Raw genomic sequence first — 17,679 nt, forward strand, 5'->3', positions numbered from 1 at the left:
CTCAGCATGGCGCTGGAGCCAGTCTTCAAAGACGGCGAAGCCTGCCTGATCGTTGCTTAATTTGCTCTTGGTTCGGTGCTTGCCGTTGGGCTGCAGTGTGGCCAGATCAAAAGTGCGCTTGGCGATATCGATGCCCACTACCAGTGTCATGAGATGTCCTCCATGCAGTCGTTTTGATGATCACGTCATCCCGTCCAACCTTGTGCAATGCGAGCTCTTGCGGCTCTAGATACCGTTCGGACTTAAGGGATGAAATGGAGGTGGCAGCCCAATCTACGCTGCAAGCTCAGCGGCTTAAGGGTGGACACGGCTTACCAGCCTCCCCCGAGGATCAGTCGGGAACTATGCCTCCGTGGAGAGGCAGTAGTCGAGATACAAGGGTGGGCAAGCGCGCAGCGTTGCCCACCAATCGGCGGTACGACCCGCTGTGCCGAGCGAGGGCGGCCGGTGGAGAAGACGTTGGCGTTCTCTACCCTACAGGCGGTGCGGTGCTGCTTTTTTACGGGAAGTGCGCGCCGTCCAGCGTGCCCTGCTGGGTGCGTTTGTCGTACTGGCGGTCGTCTGCTGCAAGTTGTTCCAGCAGGCGGCGGCCGGTGGCGTTGGCGCTGGTCTGCAACTGGTCGCAGGAGCTGGCTGGCGGCAGGGCCATAATGGCCCTTTCTATCTCTCTGGCACTGTTCAGTGCCAGCTCTACGTGCCCTTCCTGATGTGCCTGCAATGCCAGCAGGTAGGCGTCCCATTGCTGCTGCACGCTGGCCGCGCGCTGCGGGTCGGGTAGCAGGCGCGGCTGGTGCAGGGTCACGCTGACTTCGGTGCGTACTTCGGTGATACGGCACTGGCCCGGTGTGGACTCCCAGTTGAAGTGCCATTCAACCCGGTTGGCGCTGTGCTGCCGGTTGCGGTTGAGGTTGGCGCGAATGGTATCCACGGTGGCGCCGCTTATATCAAAGCTTTCCACCCGATTCTGCAGCCGAGGCTCGGCCTGGACTTGGCCTGCGGCCAGCAGCGGGCCGAACAGCAGCGGCAACAGCAACCGGCGGCGCATCAGATTGGGTCCATCAGGCGCTCAAGGGCGGCGCGGCAGCGGTTGGGAATCGGAAAGGCAGTGTTGCTGGCGCGGTCCACAAATACGTGGACAAAGCGCCCGGCGGCGCAGGCTTCATCACGTCCCTGCTTGAATACCGCCAGCTCGTAATGCACCGAGCTGCTGCCCAGGCGCGCGACCTTGACGCCGATCTCGATGGCATCGGGGAAGGCAATGGGGGCGAAGTAGTCGCAATTGGAGCTGACCACAAAGGCGACCTGATCGCCGTCGTGGATGTCCAGCCCGCCCTCGGCGATCAGCCAGCTGTTTACCGCGCTGTCGAAGTAGCTGTAGTAGGTCACGTTGTTGACGTGGCCATAGATGTCGTTGTCGTGCCAGCGGGTGGTGATGGCGTGCAGGTAGTGGTAATCGCTGCGCGTGGGCTTGCTTGTACTCATGAATACTCCGCTTGCGGCTCAGTAGGCCAGGTTGTAGATGGCCAGCGCGTCGGCTTCGGTGACTTCGCGCGGGTTGTTGACCAGCAGACGCTGCTGCAGCATGGCGTCCTTGGCCAGCATTTCCAGTGCGTCCTTGGGCACGCCGGCATCGCGCAGGCGGCTGGGCAGGCCGCAGCGCGGGCTGAGCTCGCCCAGGGCGCGTACCAGCTGTTCGGTCAGGCTCTCGGCATCGCCCGGCACCAGAGCGCGGCCGACGATCAGCGGCGCCAGTTCGGCGTACAGGGGCGCGGCAGCCGGTGCGTTGAACTCGATCACGGTCGGCAGCACCAGCGCGTTCGAGAGCCCGTGCGGGATGTGATAGTGGCCGCCCAGCGGGTAGGCTAGCGCGTGGACGGCGGCAACCGGCGCATTGGCAAAGGCCTGACCGGCTAGCAGGGCGCCGAGCAGCATGGCCTGACGGGCTTCACGGTTCTGGCCGTCCTGCACCACGGCGTCCAGGTTGCCGGCCAGCAGGCGCAGGGCCTCGCGGGCGAGCATGTCAGACAACGGGTTCTTCTTCAGTTTGCTGGTGTAGGCCTCAATGGCGTGCACCATGGCGTCGATGCCGGTGGCGGCGGTGACGTGGGACGGCAGCCCTAGGGTCAGGTCGGCATCGAGCAGCGCCAGGTCGGGCAGCAGAATGGGGGAGACCACGCCCATCTTGGTGGTGGCGCCGGTGGTGATGATGGCGATCTGGGTCACTTCCGAGCCGGTGCCGGCCGTGGTTGGCACCTGAATCAGCGGCAGGCGTTGGCCGCGGGCGTTGCCCACGCCGTAGATGTCTTGCAGGCTTTGCGTGCAGTTGGGGTGTGCGAGCAGGGCTACCAGTTTGGCCACGTCCATCGAGCTGCCGCCACCAAAACCGATGATCAGCTCCGCCTGCATGGCTTTGGCCTGCTCAACGGCGGCCAGCACCACGGACTCCGGCGGGTCTGCTTCTACCTTATCGAATACTTCGGCGGCAACTTGCGCCTTGGCCAGGGTCGGCAGTACGTCATTGAGCAGGCCGATCTTGGTGATGCCGGGGTCGGTAACGATAAGCACGCGGTGGGCATCGCGCAGCTTGCACAGCTCGCCCAGCTGGGCGGCGGAGCCGGATTCGCAAAGGATCTGCGCGGTGGTAGCAAAGCTGAAGGGATTCATCGGGCCTCCGGGTGGGGTGTCTGCTCGGCCTGCCAAGGGCGGCGAGGGGGCACCTGTTGCTGTAGTGGCGTTGCCGTGCATAAGAGCCGGCACGTGGCGAGGTTTATCCAGACTGAACCAATTCTGCTGACTGTACGTTCATGCGGCAAGGGCTATTGATGTAACGGATGGTAATCAAACGTCCGTTAAAGGTGGCAGAGCGAGTCTGGAATGCGCTTTTGGCCGAGTTGGAACTCGGCCTTGCGACGTGCCTAGAGGAACATTTCCAGCAGGTCGTTGAGGAACAGCCTGCCGCGCTCGGTCGGGCGCAGTTGCTGTTGCCAGGGCTCCAGCAGGCCTTTGGTCTCGGCCTGCTTCAGTGTGTCGGCAATCTGCGCCAGCGACTGACCGGTGCGCTCGGCGTACCAGGCGCTGGGCACACCATCGACCAGGCGCAGGGCGTTCATCAGAAAGTCAAAGGGCAACTCGTCGCTATCCAGGGTCTTGCTGCCTGCCAGATAGGCTTTGTCCGGGTTGAGATAGTCCTTGGGCAGGCGGGTCTTCCAGTAGCGCTGCACGGCGCCGTTGGCGTCGGTCAGCTTGCCGTGGGCGCCGGCGCCCAGCCCCAGAAAGTCGCCGTACTGCCAGTAGTTGAGGTTATGGCGGGCGCGGCGACCGCCCTTGGCGTAGGCCGAGATTTCGTATTGGGCGTAGCCACCGGCAGCCAGCCGTTGCAGCCCGGCCTCCTGAATCGACCAGAGGATGTCTTCTTCGGGTAGCGTGGGCGGGCGCGAGTAGAACACGGTGTTGGGCTCGAGCGTCAGCTGATACCAGGACAGGTGCTCGGGCGCGAGGGCCATCGCCTGATCCAGATCGGCCATCGCCTGGGCGTTGTCCTGATTCGGCAGGCCGTGCATCAGGTCCAGATTCAGGTTGTCGAAGCCGGCCCGGCGCGCCATCTCGACGGCGCCGAGGGCTTCGCGGTCGTCATGAATGCGGCCCAGCGCCTTCAGATGCTCGGCGTTGAAACTCTGGATGCCGATCGACAGGCGATTGATGCCCGCAAGCCGATAGTCGCGAAACTTGGCCTGCTCGAAGGTGCCGGGGTTGGCCTCAAGGGTGATTTCGATGTCGTCTGCGAAGGGTACGCGCTGGTTCAGCGCCTGTAGAAAGCGGTCGAGGGCGGCGGCCGAAAACAGACTCGGCGTACCGCCACCGAAGAAAATCGACGTCAGCGGCCGAGCGGGCAGGCCATCGAGTGCTTGCAGGTCCTGCTCCAGATCCTCGATCAGCGCGTCAACGTACTCGGCTTCGGGCAGGGTATCGTGACTGGTGTGCGAGTTGAAGTCGCAGTAGGGGCACTTCTTTACGCACCAGGGGATATGCACGTACGCCGCCAAGGGCGGCGGCTTGAAGCTTGAAGCTTGAAGCTTGACGCGGTCCGAGTGGGCTTCTGCTTCCAGCTTCCGGCTTTCAGCTTCTGGCTGCTTCAAAGCAACCCCAGTCGCTGACGCAGCTGCGCCATTGCCCGCGCCCGGTGACTCAGTTGGTTCTTCTCTTGCGGACTGAGTTCGGCGCTGGAGCAGTCGCGTTCCGGTACCCAGAACAGCGGATCGTAGCCAAAGCCGTGCTCGCCGCTGGCGGCGTGCAGGATGCGGCCTTCCCAGGCGCCTTCGCAGATCAGCGGAATCGGGTCTTCGGCGTGGCGCAGCAGGGCGAGGGCGCAGATAAACTGGGCGCCGCGCTCGGCATCGGGCACGTCTTTCAGCGCGTCGAGCAGCTTGGCGTTGTTGGCCGCGTCACCGGCGCCGCCGGCGTAGCGGGCGGAGTAGATGCCGGGGGCGCCGCCAAGGGCGTCGACCGCCAGGCCGGAGTCGTCGGCCAGGGCGGGCAGGCCCGATACGCTGGCGGCGTGGCGGGCCTTGATCAGCGCGTTCTCAACGAAGGTCAGGCCGGTTTCTTCGGCTTCGATATCGGTGAAGTCGCTTTGCGGGCGCACGGTGATGCTGTCTCCCAGCATGGCCTGGAGCTCCGCGAGTTTGCCCTTGTTGTTGCTCGCCAGTACAAGTTCGTTGAAGGGCAGGGTGGCGTTACTGGTCATCGGGGAAAAACTCTTGCTGGAAGCTCAGGCTGTGCACCATGGCGCCTTCTTCGGCCTGAATGTCCACTTTGAACAGCAGCACGCCGCGTTGGGTGGCGCTGTAATTGGCGACAAAGTAGATGGCGTCGCCTTCCTGAATGCGTTTGAAGTCGAGCGCGACCGGCTGGCCGATCAGGCTGCGCACCTCGCCCTTGAGCACCGCATCCACCGCGCTGCCGTCCGGGCGCTGCACCGCCACGTTGAGTACGCCGTGGGTCGGGCCGCGCATGAGGCCGGCGTTGGCGGCGATGTCGGGCTGCAACATGCTGCTGTTGAAGACGTTGTGATAGACCACCAGGTCGCCAAAGCGGGTGGGCTCCGGGCCGGCGATGGCGTTGAGGCTGAGCAGCATCAGGCCCAGCAGGCAGAAACGACGAAACATGGCAGTGCTCCTTATCAGCGGCTGATTCGATAGATCGCCACTTCACCCAGCAGGTTGGGCCACAGGCCGCTTAACCAGCTGCTCTGGTGGGTCTGATCGACCACCAGACGGTCCAGCACCTTGATGCCGCGCTCACGGCACAGCTGTTCAAAATCCTTGAAGGTGCAGAAGTGGATATTTGGGGTGTTGTACCAGGTATAGGGCATGAACTCGGACACCGGCATGCGGCCCTTGGTCCCCAGGTACCAGCGGCAGCGCCAGTGAGCGAAGTTGGGGAAGGTCAGAATGCCTTCGTGACCGATGCGCAGCATGTCTTCCAGTACCCGGTCGGGGTAGTGCATGGCCTGCAGCGACTGGGTCATGACCACGGTATCGAAGCTGTTGTCTTCGAAGTTGTCCAGGCTCTCGTCGAGGTTCTGCTCCATCACGTTGACGCCGTGGCGGATGCAGCTGCTGATCTTGTCCGGGTCGATCTCCAAGCCGTAGCCCTGCACCTCTTTGTGGTCGCGCAGGTGACGCAGCAGCTGGCCTTCGCCGCAGCCCAGGTCGAGTACGCGGCTGCCGGGGCGAATCCACTGCTGGATGATCTCAAGGTCGGCGCGCAGGCTCATTGGCTCACCTCGATACGATTCATGTAGCCACTCAGGGCCTCGATATAGCGGGGAATGGGCAGCAGGAAGGCGTCGTGCCCCTGCGCTGCTTCAATCTCCAAGTAGCTGACTTCTTTGCGGGCGGCCAGCAGGGCGTCGACCAGCTCACGTGAGCGGGCCGGCGAGAAGCGCCAGTCGGTGGTAAAGGACATCACCAGGCAGCGCGCCTTGATATCGGCCAGGGTGCGCGCCAGGTCGCCGCCGTGGGCGCCGGCCGGGTCAAAGTAGTCCAGCGCCTTGGTCATCAGCAGGTAGGTGTTGGCGTCAAAGCGGCCGGAAAACTCCTGGCCCTGATAGCGCAAGTAGCTTTCTACCTCAAACTCGACACTGGTGAAGTCGTAGTTGAGGCGGTCGGCGCGCAGCTCGCGGCCAAACTTGGCCCCCATCGAGTCATCCGACAGGTAGGTAATGTGGCCAACCATGCGCGCCAGCATCAGGCCGCGCTTGGGGATCACGCCAAAGGTGGCGTAGTCGCCGTTGTGAAAGTCCGGATCGGTGATGATGGCCTGGCGGGCCACCTCGTTGAAGGCGATGTTTTGCGCCGACAGCTTGGGCGCGGTGGCAATCGCCACGCAGTGACGGATACGCTCGGGGTAGCTGATCGCCCACTGCAGCGCCTGCATGCCGCCCAGGCTGCCGCCCACGACCGCTGCCCACTGGGTGATGCCCAGCACATCCGCCAGGCGCGCCTGGCTGTGTACCCAGTCCTCGACGGTCAGCACCGGGAAGCTGGCGCCGTAACTGTTGCCGGTTTCCGGGTTGATGCTGGATGGGCCGGTGGAACCGTGGCAGCCGCCGAGGTTGTTGAGGCTGACAACAAAGAAGCGGTTGGTGTCGATGGCCTTGCCAGGGCCGATGCAGTTGTCCCACCAGCCGGGCTTGCGCTCATCCAGGCTGTGATACCCGGCAGCGTGATGGTGGCCAGACAGCGCGTGGCAGATCAGCACCGCGTTGCTGGCGCTAGTGTTCAGCTCGCCGTAGGTCTCATACACCAGATCGTAGCTCGGCAGCTGCTTGCCGCAGGCCAGTGATAGCGGCTCGGTAAAGGTGTGGCGCTGGGGGGTGACCAGGCCGACGGAATCGGCAGGTAGTTCGGACATCGGTAACCTGTTCCTGTGTCGCTTGGCCGGGCTTCGCGGGGAGGGTCGCTCCCGGGTACAGCAGGCAGGCGAAGGGCCAATAATGAATGCGCCAGTCTAAATAGCGCTTGGTTGTGGCGCAATATTCGGCGGCCCGCAGCGGTCAGCCGCTGCGGAGGACGCGCTGGCGCGGTTAGAGCGCCAGGGTCAGGCCACCGGGCATGCCGGCAGCGGCCGCCAGGTTGGCGATCACCAGCATGTCGAACAGGCGGATGGCAATAAAGGCAAAGATCGGCGAGAGGTCCAGGCCGCCCAGCGCCGGCAGGATCTTGCGGATCGGCGCCAGAATGGGTTCACACAGCTGGTTGATCAGAATCACTGCCGGGTTGTAGCTGCCCTGCGCGACCCAGGACAGGATCACGCTGATGATCAGCGCAAAGAAGAAGATCTTCACGAACAGCGCCAGCACACCAATCGCCGCCCAGCTGACCAGCAGCAGGATGTTGGGCAGCGCGTAGCCCATCAGCAGGATGATCAGGATCAGCATCACCAGCTGGATGGCAATGCCCAGCACCAGCGAGGCAAAGTCCAGCCCGCCGTAGCCTGGAATCAGGCGACGCAGCGGCATCAGCAGCGGCTTGGTGGCGCGCACGATGAACTGCGACAGGGGGTTATAGAAGTCGGCACGGACCAGCTGCAGCAAAAAGCGCAGCAGCACGATCAGCAGGTAAAGGCTGCCGAGGGTCTGGATCAGGTAGATAGCGGCCGTGTTCAGGCTGTTCATGGGGTTTCCTCAGGCAAGCTCGCGGGACATTTCGGCGGCGCGGTCGGCACAGGCCTGCATGGCGTCGTCGACCATCTTGGGCAAGCCCTGGCTACGGAAGGTTTCGATTGCGCGCTCGGTGGTGCCGTTGGGCGAGCAGACGCGGCGGCGCAGCTCGGCTACGTCCACGTCGCTGTGCACCGCCATGTCGGCCGCACCCAGGCCAGTAAACAGCGCCAGGCGCTCGGCGGTGTCGCGCGGCAGGCCGAGTTTTTCGCCGGCATCGATCATGGCTTCGATCAGATAGAAGAAGTAGGCTGGGCCGCTACCGGACACAGCAGTGACCGCGTCGATCAGCTTTTCCTCATCCAGCCACACGCTGATGCCCACGGCGTTGAGGATGGACTCGGCCTGCTCGCGCTGGGCCTCGCTGACCGCCGGGGTGGCGTACAGGCCGCTGACGCCCTGGCCGCGCAGCGACGGCGTGTTGGGCATGCAGCGCACGATGGCAGTACCGGCGCCCAGCCAGTTTTCCAGGCTGACGCAGCTGATACCGGCGGCAATCGAGATGATCAGCTGGCCCGGCTTGCGCTCGCGCGGCAGGGCGCGGCAGACGTCCTGCATGACCTGCGGCTTGACTGCCAGCAGCAGCACGTCGCACTCGGCGGCCAGTACCGCGTTGTCGGTGCTGGTGCGAATCTGGAACTGACGCTCCAAAGCGGCGCACTGTTCGGGCTTGCTGTCGCTGGCGATCAGGTTGGCCGGTTTGACGTTCTTCTGCAGCATGCCGCCGATCAGGCTGGTGGCCATGTTACCGGCGCCGATGAATCCGATTACGGGTGCAGTCATGAAAACCTCGCTGCGCGTGCAAATTAGGGTTGGGGGTACTGGCGCTGCCCGAACAGGGCGGTGCCGATACGCACGATGGTGGCGCCTTCCTGTACCGCTTCGGTCAGGTCATCGCTCATGCCCATCGACAGTGTGTCCAGTGGCAGTGACAGCTGTGTGGCGGCCTCGCGCAGGGCGGCCAGCGGTACGCGCCGCTGCTCGCTGCTGTCGGCCGGTGCCGGAATCGCCATCAATCCGCGCAGCTGCAGGCGCGGCAGCGCGGCAACGGCCTCGGCCAGCGCCGGCAGCTTGGCCAGCGTCACGCCGGACTTGCTGTCCTCGCCGCTGATATTGACCTGCAGACAGATGTTGAGTGCCGGCAGACTCTCGGGGCGTTGATCAGACAGGCGCTGGGCGATCTTCAGCCGGTCTACGCTGTGCACCCAGTCAAAGTGCTCAGCGATGGCGCGGGTCTTGTTGGACTGGATTGGCCCGATGAAGTGCCAGTGCAGTGGCAGGTCCTGCAGCTCGGCCATCTTGTCGAGGGCCTCCTGCAGGTAGTTCTCGCCAACATCGCGCTGGCCGGCTGCCCAGGCTTCACGGATGTCACCGGCCGGTCTGGTCTTGCTGACAGCCAGCAGGGTAATGGCGGCCGGATCGCGTCCGGCGACCTCGGCCGCCCTCTTAATACGTTCACGAACGTTTGCAATATTCTCTGCTATCGTGGACATTACGGACGTTAATACCTTGCCAATGGAATAAGACACTGTCGGCATTCTACATGCTTGCCGGACGTTATGGGGAACCCTATGGATATTACCGAGCTGTTAGCCTTCAGCGCCAAACAGGGCGCGTCGGACTTGCACCTGTCGGCAGGATTGCCGCCCATGATTCGCGTCGATGGCGACGTGCGTCGCATCAACGTGCCGGCCATGGATCACAAGCAGGTTCATGCGCTGATCTACGACATCATGAATGACAAGCAGCGCAAGGATTTCGAAGAATTCCTGGAAACTGACTTTTCCTTCGAAGTGCCCGGCGTCGCACGCTTCCGGGTCAACGCCTTCAACCAGAACCGCGGTGCTGGCGCCGTGTTCCGGACCATTCCTTCCAAGGTACTGACCATGGAAGATCTGGGCATGGGCGATGTGTTCAAGAAGATTTCCGACAACCCGCGTGGTCTGGTGCTGGTAACCGGCCCGACCGGTTCGGGCAAGTCGACCAGCCTGGCGGCGATGGTGGACTACCTCAACAGCACCAAGTACCAGCACATCCTGACCATCGAAGACCCGATCGAATTCGTGCACGAGTCCAAGAAGTGTCTGGTCAACCAGCGTGAAGTGCACCGCGACACCCTCGGCTTTGCCGAAGCCCTGCGCTCGGCCCTGCGGGAAGACCCGGACATCATCCTGGTGGGTGAGATGCGTGACCTTGAAACCATTCGCCTGGCGCTGACCGCCGCAGAAACCGGTCACCTGGTGTTCGGCACCCTGCACACCACCTCTGCCGCCAAGACCATCGACCGTATCGTTGACGTGTTCCCCGGCGAAGAAAAGGCCATGGTGCGTTCCATGCTGTCGGAGTCGCTGCAGGCGGTTATTTCCCAGACCCTGCTGAAGAAGATCGGCGGCGGTCGGGTCGCGGCCCACGAGATCATGATCGGCACACCGGCCATCCGTAACCTGATCCGTGAAGACAAGATTGCGCAGATGTATTCGGCCATTCAGACCGGCGGCAACATTGGCATGCAGACCCTCGACATGTGCCTGAAAGGCCTGGTCGCCAAAGGTCTGGTTACCAAGGAAAGCGCCCGCGAGAAAGCCAAGGCAGTCGACGGCTTCTAACCCGGCCGGTAGTTATGGCAGGCACTGAGCTGCCTGCCGCAAAGGAAAAAAGAGGCAGAGCATGGAGTTTGAAAAGCTGTTGCGGTTGATGGTCGAGAAGGGCGCCTCCGACCTGTTCATTACCGCCGGTGTCCCGCCGAGCATGAAGGTTCACGGCAAGATTCTGCCGGTTACCAAAACCCCCCTTTCACCGGAACAGACCCGCGAGACCGTCCTCGGGGTGATGACCGAGGCCCAGCGCCGCGAGTTTGCCGAGAACCGTGAGTGCAACTTTGCGATCAGCGCGCGCGGTATTGGCCGCTTCCGGGTCAGTGCCTTCTACCAGCGCAACCTGGTGGGCATGGTGCTGCGGCGGATCGAGATCAACATCCCGACCATGGAAGAGCTGCGCCTGCCCGACATCCTCAAGCAGCTGGCGATGACCAAGCGCGGGCTGGTGATCTTTGTCGGTGCGACGGGTACCGGTAAGTCGACCTCGCTGGCCTCCATGATCGGTTACCGCAACAAGCATTCCAGCGGCCATATCATCTCCATCGAAGACCCGATCGAGTTCATTCACCAGCACCAGAATTGCATCGTGACCCAGCGTGAAGTGGGCATTGATACCGACTCGTTCGAAGTGGCGCTGAAGAACACCCTGCGCCAGGCGCCGGACGTGATCCTGATTGGTGAGGTGCGGACCAAGGAGACCATGGACCACGCGGTGGCGTTTGCCGAAACCGGTCACTTGTGTCTGGCCACCCTGCACGCCAACAACGCCAACCAGGCGCTGGACCGCATCATTCACTTCTTCCCCAACGAGATGCATCAACAGGTTTGGATGGACCTGTCGCTGAACCTCAAGGCCATCGTCGCCCAGCAGCTGATTCCGACGCCGGACGGCAAGGGTCGGCGTGCGGCGATTGAAGTGCTGCTTAACACCCCGCTGGCGGCTGACATGATCCGCAAGGGTGAGGTGCACGAGCTCAAACCGCTGATGGCGCGCTCCAATGAAGTGGGGATGCAGACCTTTGACCAGGCGCTGTACAAGCTCTACAGCAGCGGTGAAATCACCTATGAAGATGCGCTGGCCCATGCCGACTCGGCCAACGACCTGCGTCTGATGATCAAGCTGGGCTCGGAGACCGATGGCAAGCATCTGATGCAGGATCAGCAGGCAGGTGGCTTCTCGCTGGAAGAAGAAGAGGACGTGGCTCTGCGCAATCGCCGCTGAGGCTGGCAGGCCGGGCAAGCGCAGTGCAGGCTTGCCCGCTTAGTCTGTGGCGGTGCTCAGCTGGTTGCGGCCGCCACGCTTGGCGACCAGCAGGGCGTGGTCGGCACGGCTGATGGTGTCGGAGTAGCTCGACTCCTTGCGGTGCTCCGCTACGCCGATGCTGACGGTCATGTAGACCGATTCGTCCTGCACGCGAATGGTCAGCCTTTCTACCGCGTTGCGTACCCGCTCCATCACCAGCCCGGCAGCCTGGTCGCCGGTCTCTGGCAGCAGAATCAGAAACTCTTCCCCGCCCCAGCGGCCGCACAGGTCGTTTTCGCGGATTTCTGCATCCAGCACCCGTGCTATCTCGATCAGCGCGCCGTCGCCCACTTCGTGGCCGTAGCGGTCGTTGATGCCCTTGAAGTGGTCGACATCCAGCATGGCAATGCTGAACGGGCGCTGATAACGGGCGTAGCGCTCGACTTCTTTCTTCAGCTTCTCGACCAGCAGGCGGCGGTTGGCCAGGCCGGTGAGGGCGTCGTGGGTCGAGGCCTCGCGCAGGGCCTCGTTGAGGTCGCGCATCATGTTCTGGTAGCGGTCGGAGATGCGCGCGACCTTTTCCAACTGGCGCAGCTGCTTGTTCAGACGCTCGGTCAGCGACTGCTCACGTTGCTTGGCCAGGCTTTGAAAGCCGTCGGAAATGTGACTGATGCGATCGATACGCCGGGCCAGGTCCTGGTGCGCCGTCCACAGCTCGCGCAGCGGCGCCGACAGCGGACTGTCCTCGTGCTCGCCACTGTCCAGCAGCGTTTGGATCTGAACTTCCAGACCCTCTTTCGACGCTTTCATGGGCGCCTCAGCTGTGGTTGATGATGTTGAAGGTGAAGGTGCAGTCTTCCTTGAACTCTTCCGCCAGCTCGGCCACGCGTTCGTTCTGCGGGTCGTAGTACCAGTTGACTTGGACCTGCGCGCCATCCTGGTGCGCAGCTTCGAGCAGGTCGAATACATCCATCATGGCCTTGACGCTGCTGGTGTTCAAATACAGCAGGCGCAGTTCCAGGCTGAGCGGCTTGCCGCCCTCGGCAAGGTAGCCCTCGATCCAGTCGAAGACCTGCTGGAACATGTCGAAGGAGTTCTCCGGGTAGGAGTCGCCGGCCATGAACAGTTGGCCGGCTGCCCAGTCACTGCGGACTTCCGGTGTGGACTGGGAGCTGGGAATACTGAAGTCGTTCATTATCTGGTGCTCTCGATTCGATCAGATCACGGCGCGCAGGCTGAAAAAGCTGCGACCGTCGGCGGCAGGCTGCAGTGAAGCCTGCAGCGGCGCACTGGATTTACGGGCGATGTCGATCAGCCCGAGACCGGCGCCGGAGGCGCGCTCGGCATCACGTGGTCGGCGCAGTTGTTCCTTGTAGGCGGCTTTCAGGCCGGCTTTGTCCAGCTGGGCGAGCTGGTCAATGGCGACGACCAGGCTTTGGCCATCACCGCTTTCGATCAGGTTGCCGGCCGAAACCACGTAGCGGTTGTCCTCGTTGCGCGAGACCACCACGGTGGCGCCGGCTTCCTGCTCGTTCCAGCCCTTGGAACGGGTGTAGTGGCTGATGTTCTGCGTCATCTCGATGTAGACCGCAAACACATCCATGGCCGCGCTGGGATGGGCGTGGTCGGCAGCCAGGTAGTTACGCAGCGCATTGCCGATCTCTTCGATCAGGCTGCGCGAAATCGGCCCGTTAAAGCACAGCATGATCTGCTGGCTATTGAAACGTTCGCGCATGGCGAATAGGTCGATGTTGTCCATTACGGCTCCTGTTGCGGGCTCAGTCAAAACGGAAACACAGCATGGTGATATCGTCGCGCTGCGGATAGTCACCCTGATAGGCGGCCAGTGTATCGCTGAATGCCGCACTTTGCTCGTTCAGTGGCAGGCTGGCGTGGGCGCGCAGCATGTCGGCAAAGCGGCTGTTGCCGAAGCCGAAGCCGCGTTCGCCGCCTGCCTGGTCGAGGAAGCCGTCGGTACACAGGTAGAAGGTACGGCCTGCGCGCAGCTCGATCTGGCTGTTGTGGTACTCGCCCTGACGCTTGTCACCAAGTGCCCGGCGCGCGCCCGGCAGGTGGTCGACCGTGTCGCCGTCGCTGTAGTACAGGGCTATCTTGGCACCGGAGAAGGTAACGTTGCCCTGCTTCAGGTCAACGTAGGCCAGGCCTACGTCCATATTGGTGGCGACCGACTTGGCTTCGTTGGCGTCGCTGAGCATGTGGCGCAGGATACGGTCGGTACGTTGCAGTACGGCTGCCGGATCATGCATGCCGCAATCGCTGATCGCCTGGTCGAGGGCGGCGTGCGCCAGCATGGTCATCAACGCGCCAGGCACGCCGTGGCCGGCGCAGTCGACCACGCCGAACAGGCAGTGGTCCTGATCGCTGTGGAAGATGTAAAAGTCACCGCCGACCACGTCGCGCGGGCGCCAGAGCACGGCGTGGTGCTCGCCGAGGGCATTGACCAGCTCACGGTTGGGCAGAATGGAGCGCTGGATCAGGCTGGCGTAATCGATGGAGTCGGCAATCTTGCGCTGGGCGGTGCGCATCTGCTGGTTAACCTCTTCCAGATCGCGGGTGCGCTCCTGCACGCGCTGCTCCAGCTCCTGAGTGTGGCTGCGGACTTTCTTCGCCATAACCCCAAAGGCATCGCTCAGCTCGCCGATCTCGTCGTTACGCCCGGCGGGCATGGCAACGTCATACTGACCGGCAGCCATGGCCTGTGCGCCGCGCTTGAGTTGGCGCAGCGGGCCGAGCAGCAGGCGCTCGATGGCAAAGGCAAAGATCAGCACCAGCAGGATCAGCAGCGCGCCCAGACCAATCAGCAGGGGCGTGACCCAGGCGCTGTCGATGACCTCGGCGGTGCTCAGGTCGACGGCGTTGGCGACGTACCAGTCCAGCTCCGGGAGGTAGGTTACGGCCAGCAGTTGATTGGCTCCCTGCAGCTTGACTGGCAGCGTGACGACGCTACCCGGCTGCTGGCTGACCTGTTCAAGTGCCGCGCGAACGGCGTCGCGTTCCTGTTCGTCTACCAGGTTAAGCAGGTTGCTGCCGCTGGCGCTGCTGGCGCCGGCGCCGGAGTTCATCACGATCAGGCTGCGGTCCTGGTGCGCCTGAATGGCGCCGTCGGCGTCCACGATCATCGGCGTGACGCCGGCGGTCTCGCTGGTAATGAAGTCGCGGATGAAATCGGACAGGTCCAGCCCGGAGCCGGCCAGTGCCAGCACGCTGCCGTCGTCGTCTTCAACCACCATGTTGAGCCAAACCTTGGTGGTATCCAGCTCGGGGTTTACGTCAACGTTGAGGTTGAAGCCCTGGGTGTTGCGTAGGGTGCTGAAAAACCAGCGGTCAGCGTCCGAGTCAGGGTTCAGGATATAACGCGGTTCGCGGCTGTGCGGCTGGTCTCCGCCGTTGAAGTAGTAGCCCAGGTTGTCCAGGCGACCAATGAAGTAGGCGTGGTCACGGAAGTCTGCGCGGTACAGCTCGGCTTCGCGGAAGAACAGGTCGGCCTTGGCCGGGTCGCCCGGATCGCGCAGCCACTGGCGGGTGACTTCGGAATTGGCAAAGCGCAGCGACAGGGCCAGCTCGCGGCTGATCGGGGCGCTGATGCGTTCGCGGCTCAGCAGGGTGGCGTTGCGTGCGTAGCCTTCGCCGAAGTGCTGGTGGATATTGTTAAGCACCGACCAGCCGATCAGGCCGGCCGGCACCAATGCCAGTAAGCAGGCCAGCAATAGTGCCAGCAGGGATTTACCACGTAAGCCGAATGCGGCCATGCCTGTGTCCTTCCAGTCGCTCAGTGTTGGCCGGCTGCCCGGCGCCGCGCTGACAGCAGCGTCAGGTCAGTTGATATACCAGCTTTCCGCCGTGCAGGGTATGGGTAACCGCTGCTGGCGCGCCTTGCCCTATAAAGGGGCAGTTACTGCCCCGAGATAGCCAGTTTCGGCCGATCTCGCAGGCCTGTGCCGGGTCAAAAAGGGTGATGTCCGCCGCACCGCCAAGCTGCAGCTGGCCAATACCCGCTGGCAGGCCCAGTGCGTTGGCCGGCCCGCTGGTGACCCGCGACAGCGCTGCCGGCAACTCCAGCAGGCCGTCGGCCACCAGCGTGAGCGCCAGCGGCAGCAGAATCTCGACACTGCTGATACCGGGCGCCGAGGCGGCAAAGGGCACGCGCTTGGCTTCGGCTTCGTGTGGCCGGTGATGCGACGCAATGGCCTGCACCACGCCGCTTTGCACTGCCTCGCGCAGGGCGCGGCGGTCGGCGGCGGAGCGCAGCGGCGGCATGACGTGCAGCTGGCTGGAAAAACCAACCAGATCTTCGTCGCACAGCAGCAACTGGTAGGCCGCAACGTCGGCGGTCACCGGCAGGCCACGGGCCTGGGCGTCGGCCAGCATGTCCATCGCTCTGGCGCTGGTCAGGCCGCTGAAGTGCGCGCGCACGCCGGTTTGCTCAATCAGCAGCAAATCTCGGGCCAGGGCGACGGTTTCAGCGCTTTCCGGAATCCCCACCAGGCCAAGGCGCGAGGCGGTCGGCCCTTCGTGGGCCATGCCGCCCTCGGCCAGATCAGCATCCTGCGGGGTGAAGATGATGGTCAGGTCGAAGGTGGCGGCGTACTCCAGTGCACGGCGCAGAATGCGGTTGCCGCCCATGGGTGTCAGGCCTTGGGTAAAGGCGACGCAGCCGGCGTCGCGCAGGGCTACCAGCTCGCTCAGTTGCTCGCCTTCCAGGCCCTTGGTCAGCGCACCGATGGGCAGTACTCGGGCATTGCCGGCGGCCTGACTGCGGTCGAGGATCAGCTCGGCCACCGCTGGGGTGTCCAGCACCGGGCGGGTGTCTGGAGGGCAGCACAGGGTGGTCACGCCGCCGGCGGCCGCGGCGCGGGTTTCGCTGGCAATATTGCCCTTGCGGCTGTAGCCGGGCTCGCGCAGGGCGACATTGAGGTCGACCAGGCCAGGGCAGGCGATCAGCCCGCGGGCGTCGATACGCTGGTTGGGTGTGAAACCCTCTGGGGCAGCGCCGATGGCTTGGATATGGCCGGCGGCGATGTGCAGGTCGGTGATCTCGTCAAACTGGCTGGCGGGGTCGATAACCCGGGCGCCTTCAATCGTCAGTCGCATGGTTCAGTTCGCTTCCTGGGTGAGCTGGCGCTGGGTGGTCTGTCCGGTCATGGCCATCGACATCACGGCCATGCGTACGGCAATGCCGTAGGTCACCTGCTTGAGGATCACCGATTGCGGGCCGTCGGCGACGTCAGACTCGATTTCGACGCCCCGGTTGATTGGCCCCGGATGCATGACCAGCGCATCGGGCTTGGCTAATGCCAGGGTTGCGCGGGTCAAGCCGTAGAGCTTGTAGAACTCGCTTTCACTCGGCAGCAGGCCGCTTTGCATGCGCTCTTTCTGCAGGCGCAGCATGATGACCACATCGACGTCGCGCAGGCCGACGCGCAGGTCGTTGAAGACCCTGACGCCGTATTGATCAATCCCCTCGGGTAGCAGGGTGCGCGGGGCTATCACGCGGATGTCGGGGCAGCCGAGCGTCTTCAGCGCCAGCATGTTGGAGCGTGCTACCCGCGAATGCAGGATATCGCCGACGATGGCTACCGACAGGTTCTCGAAGTCGCCGCGGTGGCGGCGGATGGTCAGCATGTCGAGCATCGCCTGGGTCGGGTGCGCGTGGTTGCCGTCGCCCGCATTGATGATGGCCACGTCCGGGCAGACGCGCTCGGCGATAAAGTGCGCGGCCCCGGAGTCGCCGTGGCGCACCACGAACATGTCGGCCGCCATGGCCTCCAGATTCTGCAGGGTGTCGAACAGGGTTTCGCCCTTGCTGGTCGAGGAGGTGGAAATGTTCAGGTTGAGCACGTCCGCCGAGAGCCGCTTGGCGGCCAGCTCAAAGGTGGTGCGGGTGCGCGTGGAGTTCTCGAAGAACACGTTGCAGACCGTCTTACCGCGCAGCAGCGGAACCTTCTTGACGGCGCGCTCGCCCACTTCGAGGAAGGAGTCGGCGGTGTCGAGCAGTTCGGTCAGCAGTTCGCGCGACAGCCCTTCAATGGTCAGGAAGTGGCGCAGCTGGCCCTGTTGGTTGAGTTGCAGGTGGTGCGGCGTCAGGCTCATGGCGA

Annotated in this window: 19 protein-coding genes; 2 read left to right on the top strand and 17 right to left on the bottom strand. The window is 63.5% G+C overall.

Translation table 11 applies throughout. The annotated features are described in order from the left end of the window. Positions 1-499: 499 nt before the first annotated feature. From BM116_RS11705 to BM116_RS11755, 11 genes are all read right to left on the bottom strand, one after another. Complete coding sequence (locus BM116_RS11705; RefSeq protein ID WP_083725070.1) at positions 500-1,045, bottom strand: DUF922 domain-containing protein; 546 nt, start codon at positions 1,043-1,045, stop codon at positions 500-502. Continuing rightward, on the bottom strand, positions 1,045-1,482 hold the full coding sequence (locus BM116_RS11710) for an acyl-CoA thioesterase (RefSeq protein WP_083725068.1): 438 nt from the start codon (positions 1,480-1,482) through the stop codon (positions 1,045-1,047). Before BM116_RS11710 ends, BM116_RS11705 begins: the two co-directional genes overlap by 1 nt. Positions 1,483-1,500: 18 nt before the next feature. Beyond that, positions 1,501-2,664 carry an iron-containing alcohol dehydrogenase gene (locus BM116_RS11715; protein ID WP_083725066.1) on the bottom strand — a complete coding sequence of 388 codons (1,164 nt, stop codon included), beginning with the start codon at positions 2,662-2,664 and terminating at the stop codon, positions 1,501-1,503. A 251-nt stretch (positions 2,665-2,915) separates the two neighbouring features. Next, on the bottom strand, positions 2,916-4,106 hold the full coding sequence (gene hemW / locus BM116_RS11720) for a radical SAM family heme chaperone HemW (RefSeq protein WP_083725088.1): 1,191 nt from the start codon (positions 4,104-4,106) through the stop codon (positions 2,916-2,918). Positions 4,107-4,132: 26 nt separating this feature from the next. Beyond that, complete coding sequence (gene rdgB / locus BM116_RS11725) at positions 4,133-4,744, bottom strand: RdgB/HAM1 family non-canonical purine NTP pyrophosphatase (RefSeq protein ID WP_083725064.1); 612 nt, start codon at positions 4,742-4,744, stop codon at positions 4,133-4,135. Then, positions 4,734-5,165 carry a DUF4426 domain-containing protein gene (locus tag BM116_RS11730; protein WP_083725062.1) on the bottom strand — a complete coding sequence of 144 codons (432 nt, stop codon included), beginning with the start codon at positions 5,163-5,165 and terminating at the stop codon, positions 4,734-4,736. The genes rdgB and BM116_RS11730 overlap by 11 nt, the downstream gene beginning before the upstream one ends. A 14-nt stretch (positions 5,166-5,179) precedes the next feature. Further along, positions 5,180-5,770: a methionine biosynthesis protein MetW gene (metW, locus tag BM116_RS11735; RefSeq protein ID WP_083725086.1), complete on the bottom strand. Its 591-nt coding sequence runs from the start codon at positions 5,768-5,770 to the stop codon at positions 5,180-5,182. A 2-nt stretch (positions 5,771-5,772) separates the two neighbouring features. After that, positions 5,773-6,915 (bottom strand): homoserine O-succinyltransferase MetX, encoded by a 1,143-nt coding sequence (gene metX / locus BM116_RS11740; RefSeq protein WP_083725060.1) that lies wholly within the window; start codon positions 6,913-6,915, stop codon positions 5,773-5,775. Between the two features lie 172 nt (positions 6,916-7,087). Next, positions 7,088-7,678 (bottom strand): YggT family protein, encoded by a 591-nt coding sequence (locus BM116_RS11745; protein WP_083725058.1) that lies wholly within the window; start codon positions 7,676-7,678, stop codon positions 7,088-7,090. Positions 7,679-7,687: 9 nt separating this feature from the next. Beyond that, positions 7,688-8,506, bottom strand: coding sequence for a pyrroline-5-carboxylate reductase (proC, locus tag BM116_RS11750; RefSeq protein ID WP_083725056.1), 819 nt, complete (start codon positions 8,504-8,506; stop codon positions 7,688-7,690). Between the two features lie 23 nt (positions 8,507-8,529). Further along, on the bottom strand, positions 8,530-9,216 hold the full coding sequence (locus BM116_RS11755; RefSeq protein ID WP_083725054.1) for a YggS family pyridoxal phosphate-dependent enzyme: 687 nt from the start codon (positions 9,214-9,216) through the stop codon (positions 8,530-8,532). 78 nt (positions 9,217-9,294) lie between these two features. On the opposite strand from BM116_RS11755, the gene BM116_RS11760 reads away from it, so the two are divergent. Both BM116_RS11760 and BM116_RS11765 read left to right on the top strand, forming a co-directional pair. Next, the gene (locus tag BM116_RS11760; protein ID WP_083725052.1) at positions 9,295-10,329 is read left to right on the top strand and encodes a type IV pilus twitching motility protein PilT; all 1,035 of its coding nucleotides are present in this window, start codon (positions 9,295-9,297) and stop codon (positions 10,327-10,329) included. A gap of 61 nt (positions 10,330-10,390) precedes the next feature. Next, positions 10,391-11,542, top strand: a complete 1,152-nt coding sequence (locus BM116_RS11765) for a PilT/PilU family type 4a pilus ATPase (protein ID WP_083725050.1) — start codon at positions 10,391-10,393, stop codon at positions 11,540-11,542. Positions 11,543-11,581: 39 nt separating this feature from the next. Here the strand turns inward: BM116_RS11765 and siaD are convergent, their stop codons facing one another. From siaD to BM116_RS11795, 6 genes are all read right to left on the bottom strand, one after another. Continuing rightward, entirely contained in the window at positions 11,582-12,373 is a 792-nt protein-coding gene (gene siaD / locus BM116_RS11770) for a biofilm regulation diguanylate cyclase SiaD (RefSeq protein ID WP_083725048.1), read from the bottom strand. Positions 12,374-12,380: 7 nt separating this feature from the next. Continuing rightward, a complete protein-coding gene (siaC, locus tag BM116_RS11775) occupies positions 12,381-12,758 on the bottom strand; it encodes a biofilm regulation phosphoprotein SiaC (protein WP_083725046.1) in 378 nt (125 codons plus the stop codon). Positions 12,759-12,779: 21 nt separating this feature from the next. Further along, entirely contained in the window at positions 12,780-13,322 is a 543-nt protein-coding gene (gene siaB / locus BM116_RS11780; protein ID WP_083725044.1) for a biofilm regulation protein kinase SiaB, read from the bottom strand. A 19-nt stretch (positions 13,323-13,341) separates the two neighbouring features. Then, positions 13,342-15,333, bottom strand: coding sequence for a biofilm regulation protein phosphatase SiaA (siaA, locus tag BM116_RS11785; protein WP_083725042.1), 1,992 nt, complete (start codon positions 15,331-15,333; stop codon positions 13,342-13,344). A 61-nt stretch (positions 15,334-15,394) separates the two neighbouring features. Next, positions 15,395-16,675 (bottom strand): dihydroorotase, encoded by a 1,281-nt coding sequence (locus BM116_RS11790; RefSeq protein WP_083725040.1) that lies wholly within the window; start codon positions 16,673-16,675, stop codon positions 15,395-15,397. Positions 16,676-16,678: 3 nt separating this feature from the next. Next, positions 16,679-17,674 carry an aspartate carbamoyltransferase catalytic subunit gene (locus tag BM116_RS11795; protein ID WP_083725038.1) on the bottom strand — a complete coding sequence of 332 codons (996 nt, stop codon included), beginning with the start codon at positions 17,672-17,674 and terminating at the stop codon, positions 16,679-16,681. Positions 17,675-17,679 lie beyond the last annotated feature (5 nt).

It is taken from the genome of Halopseudomonas pachastrellae (genome assembly GCF_900114765.1).
Lineage (GTDB): Bacteria > Pseudomonadota > Gammaproteobacteria > Pseudomonadales > Pseudomonadaceae > Halopseudomonas > Halopseudomonas pachastrellae.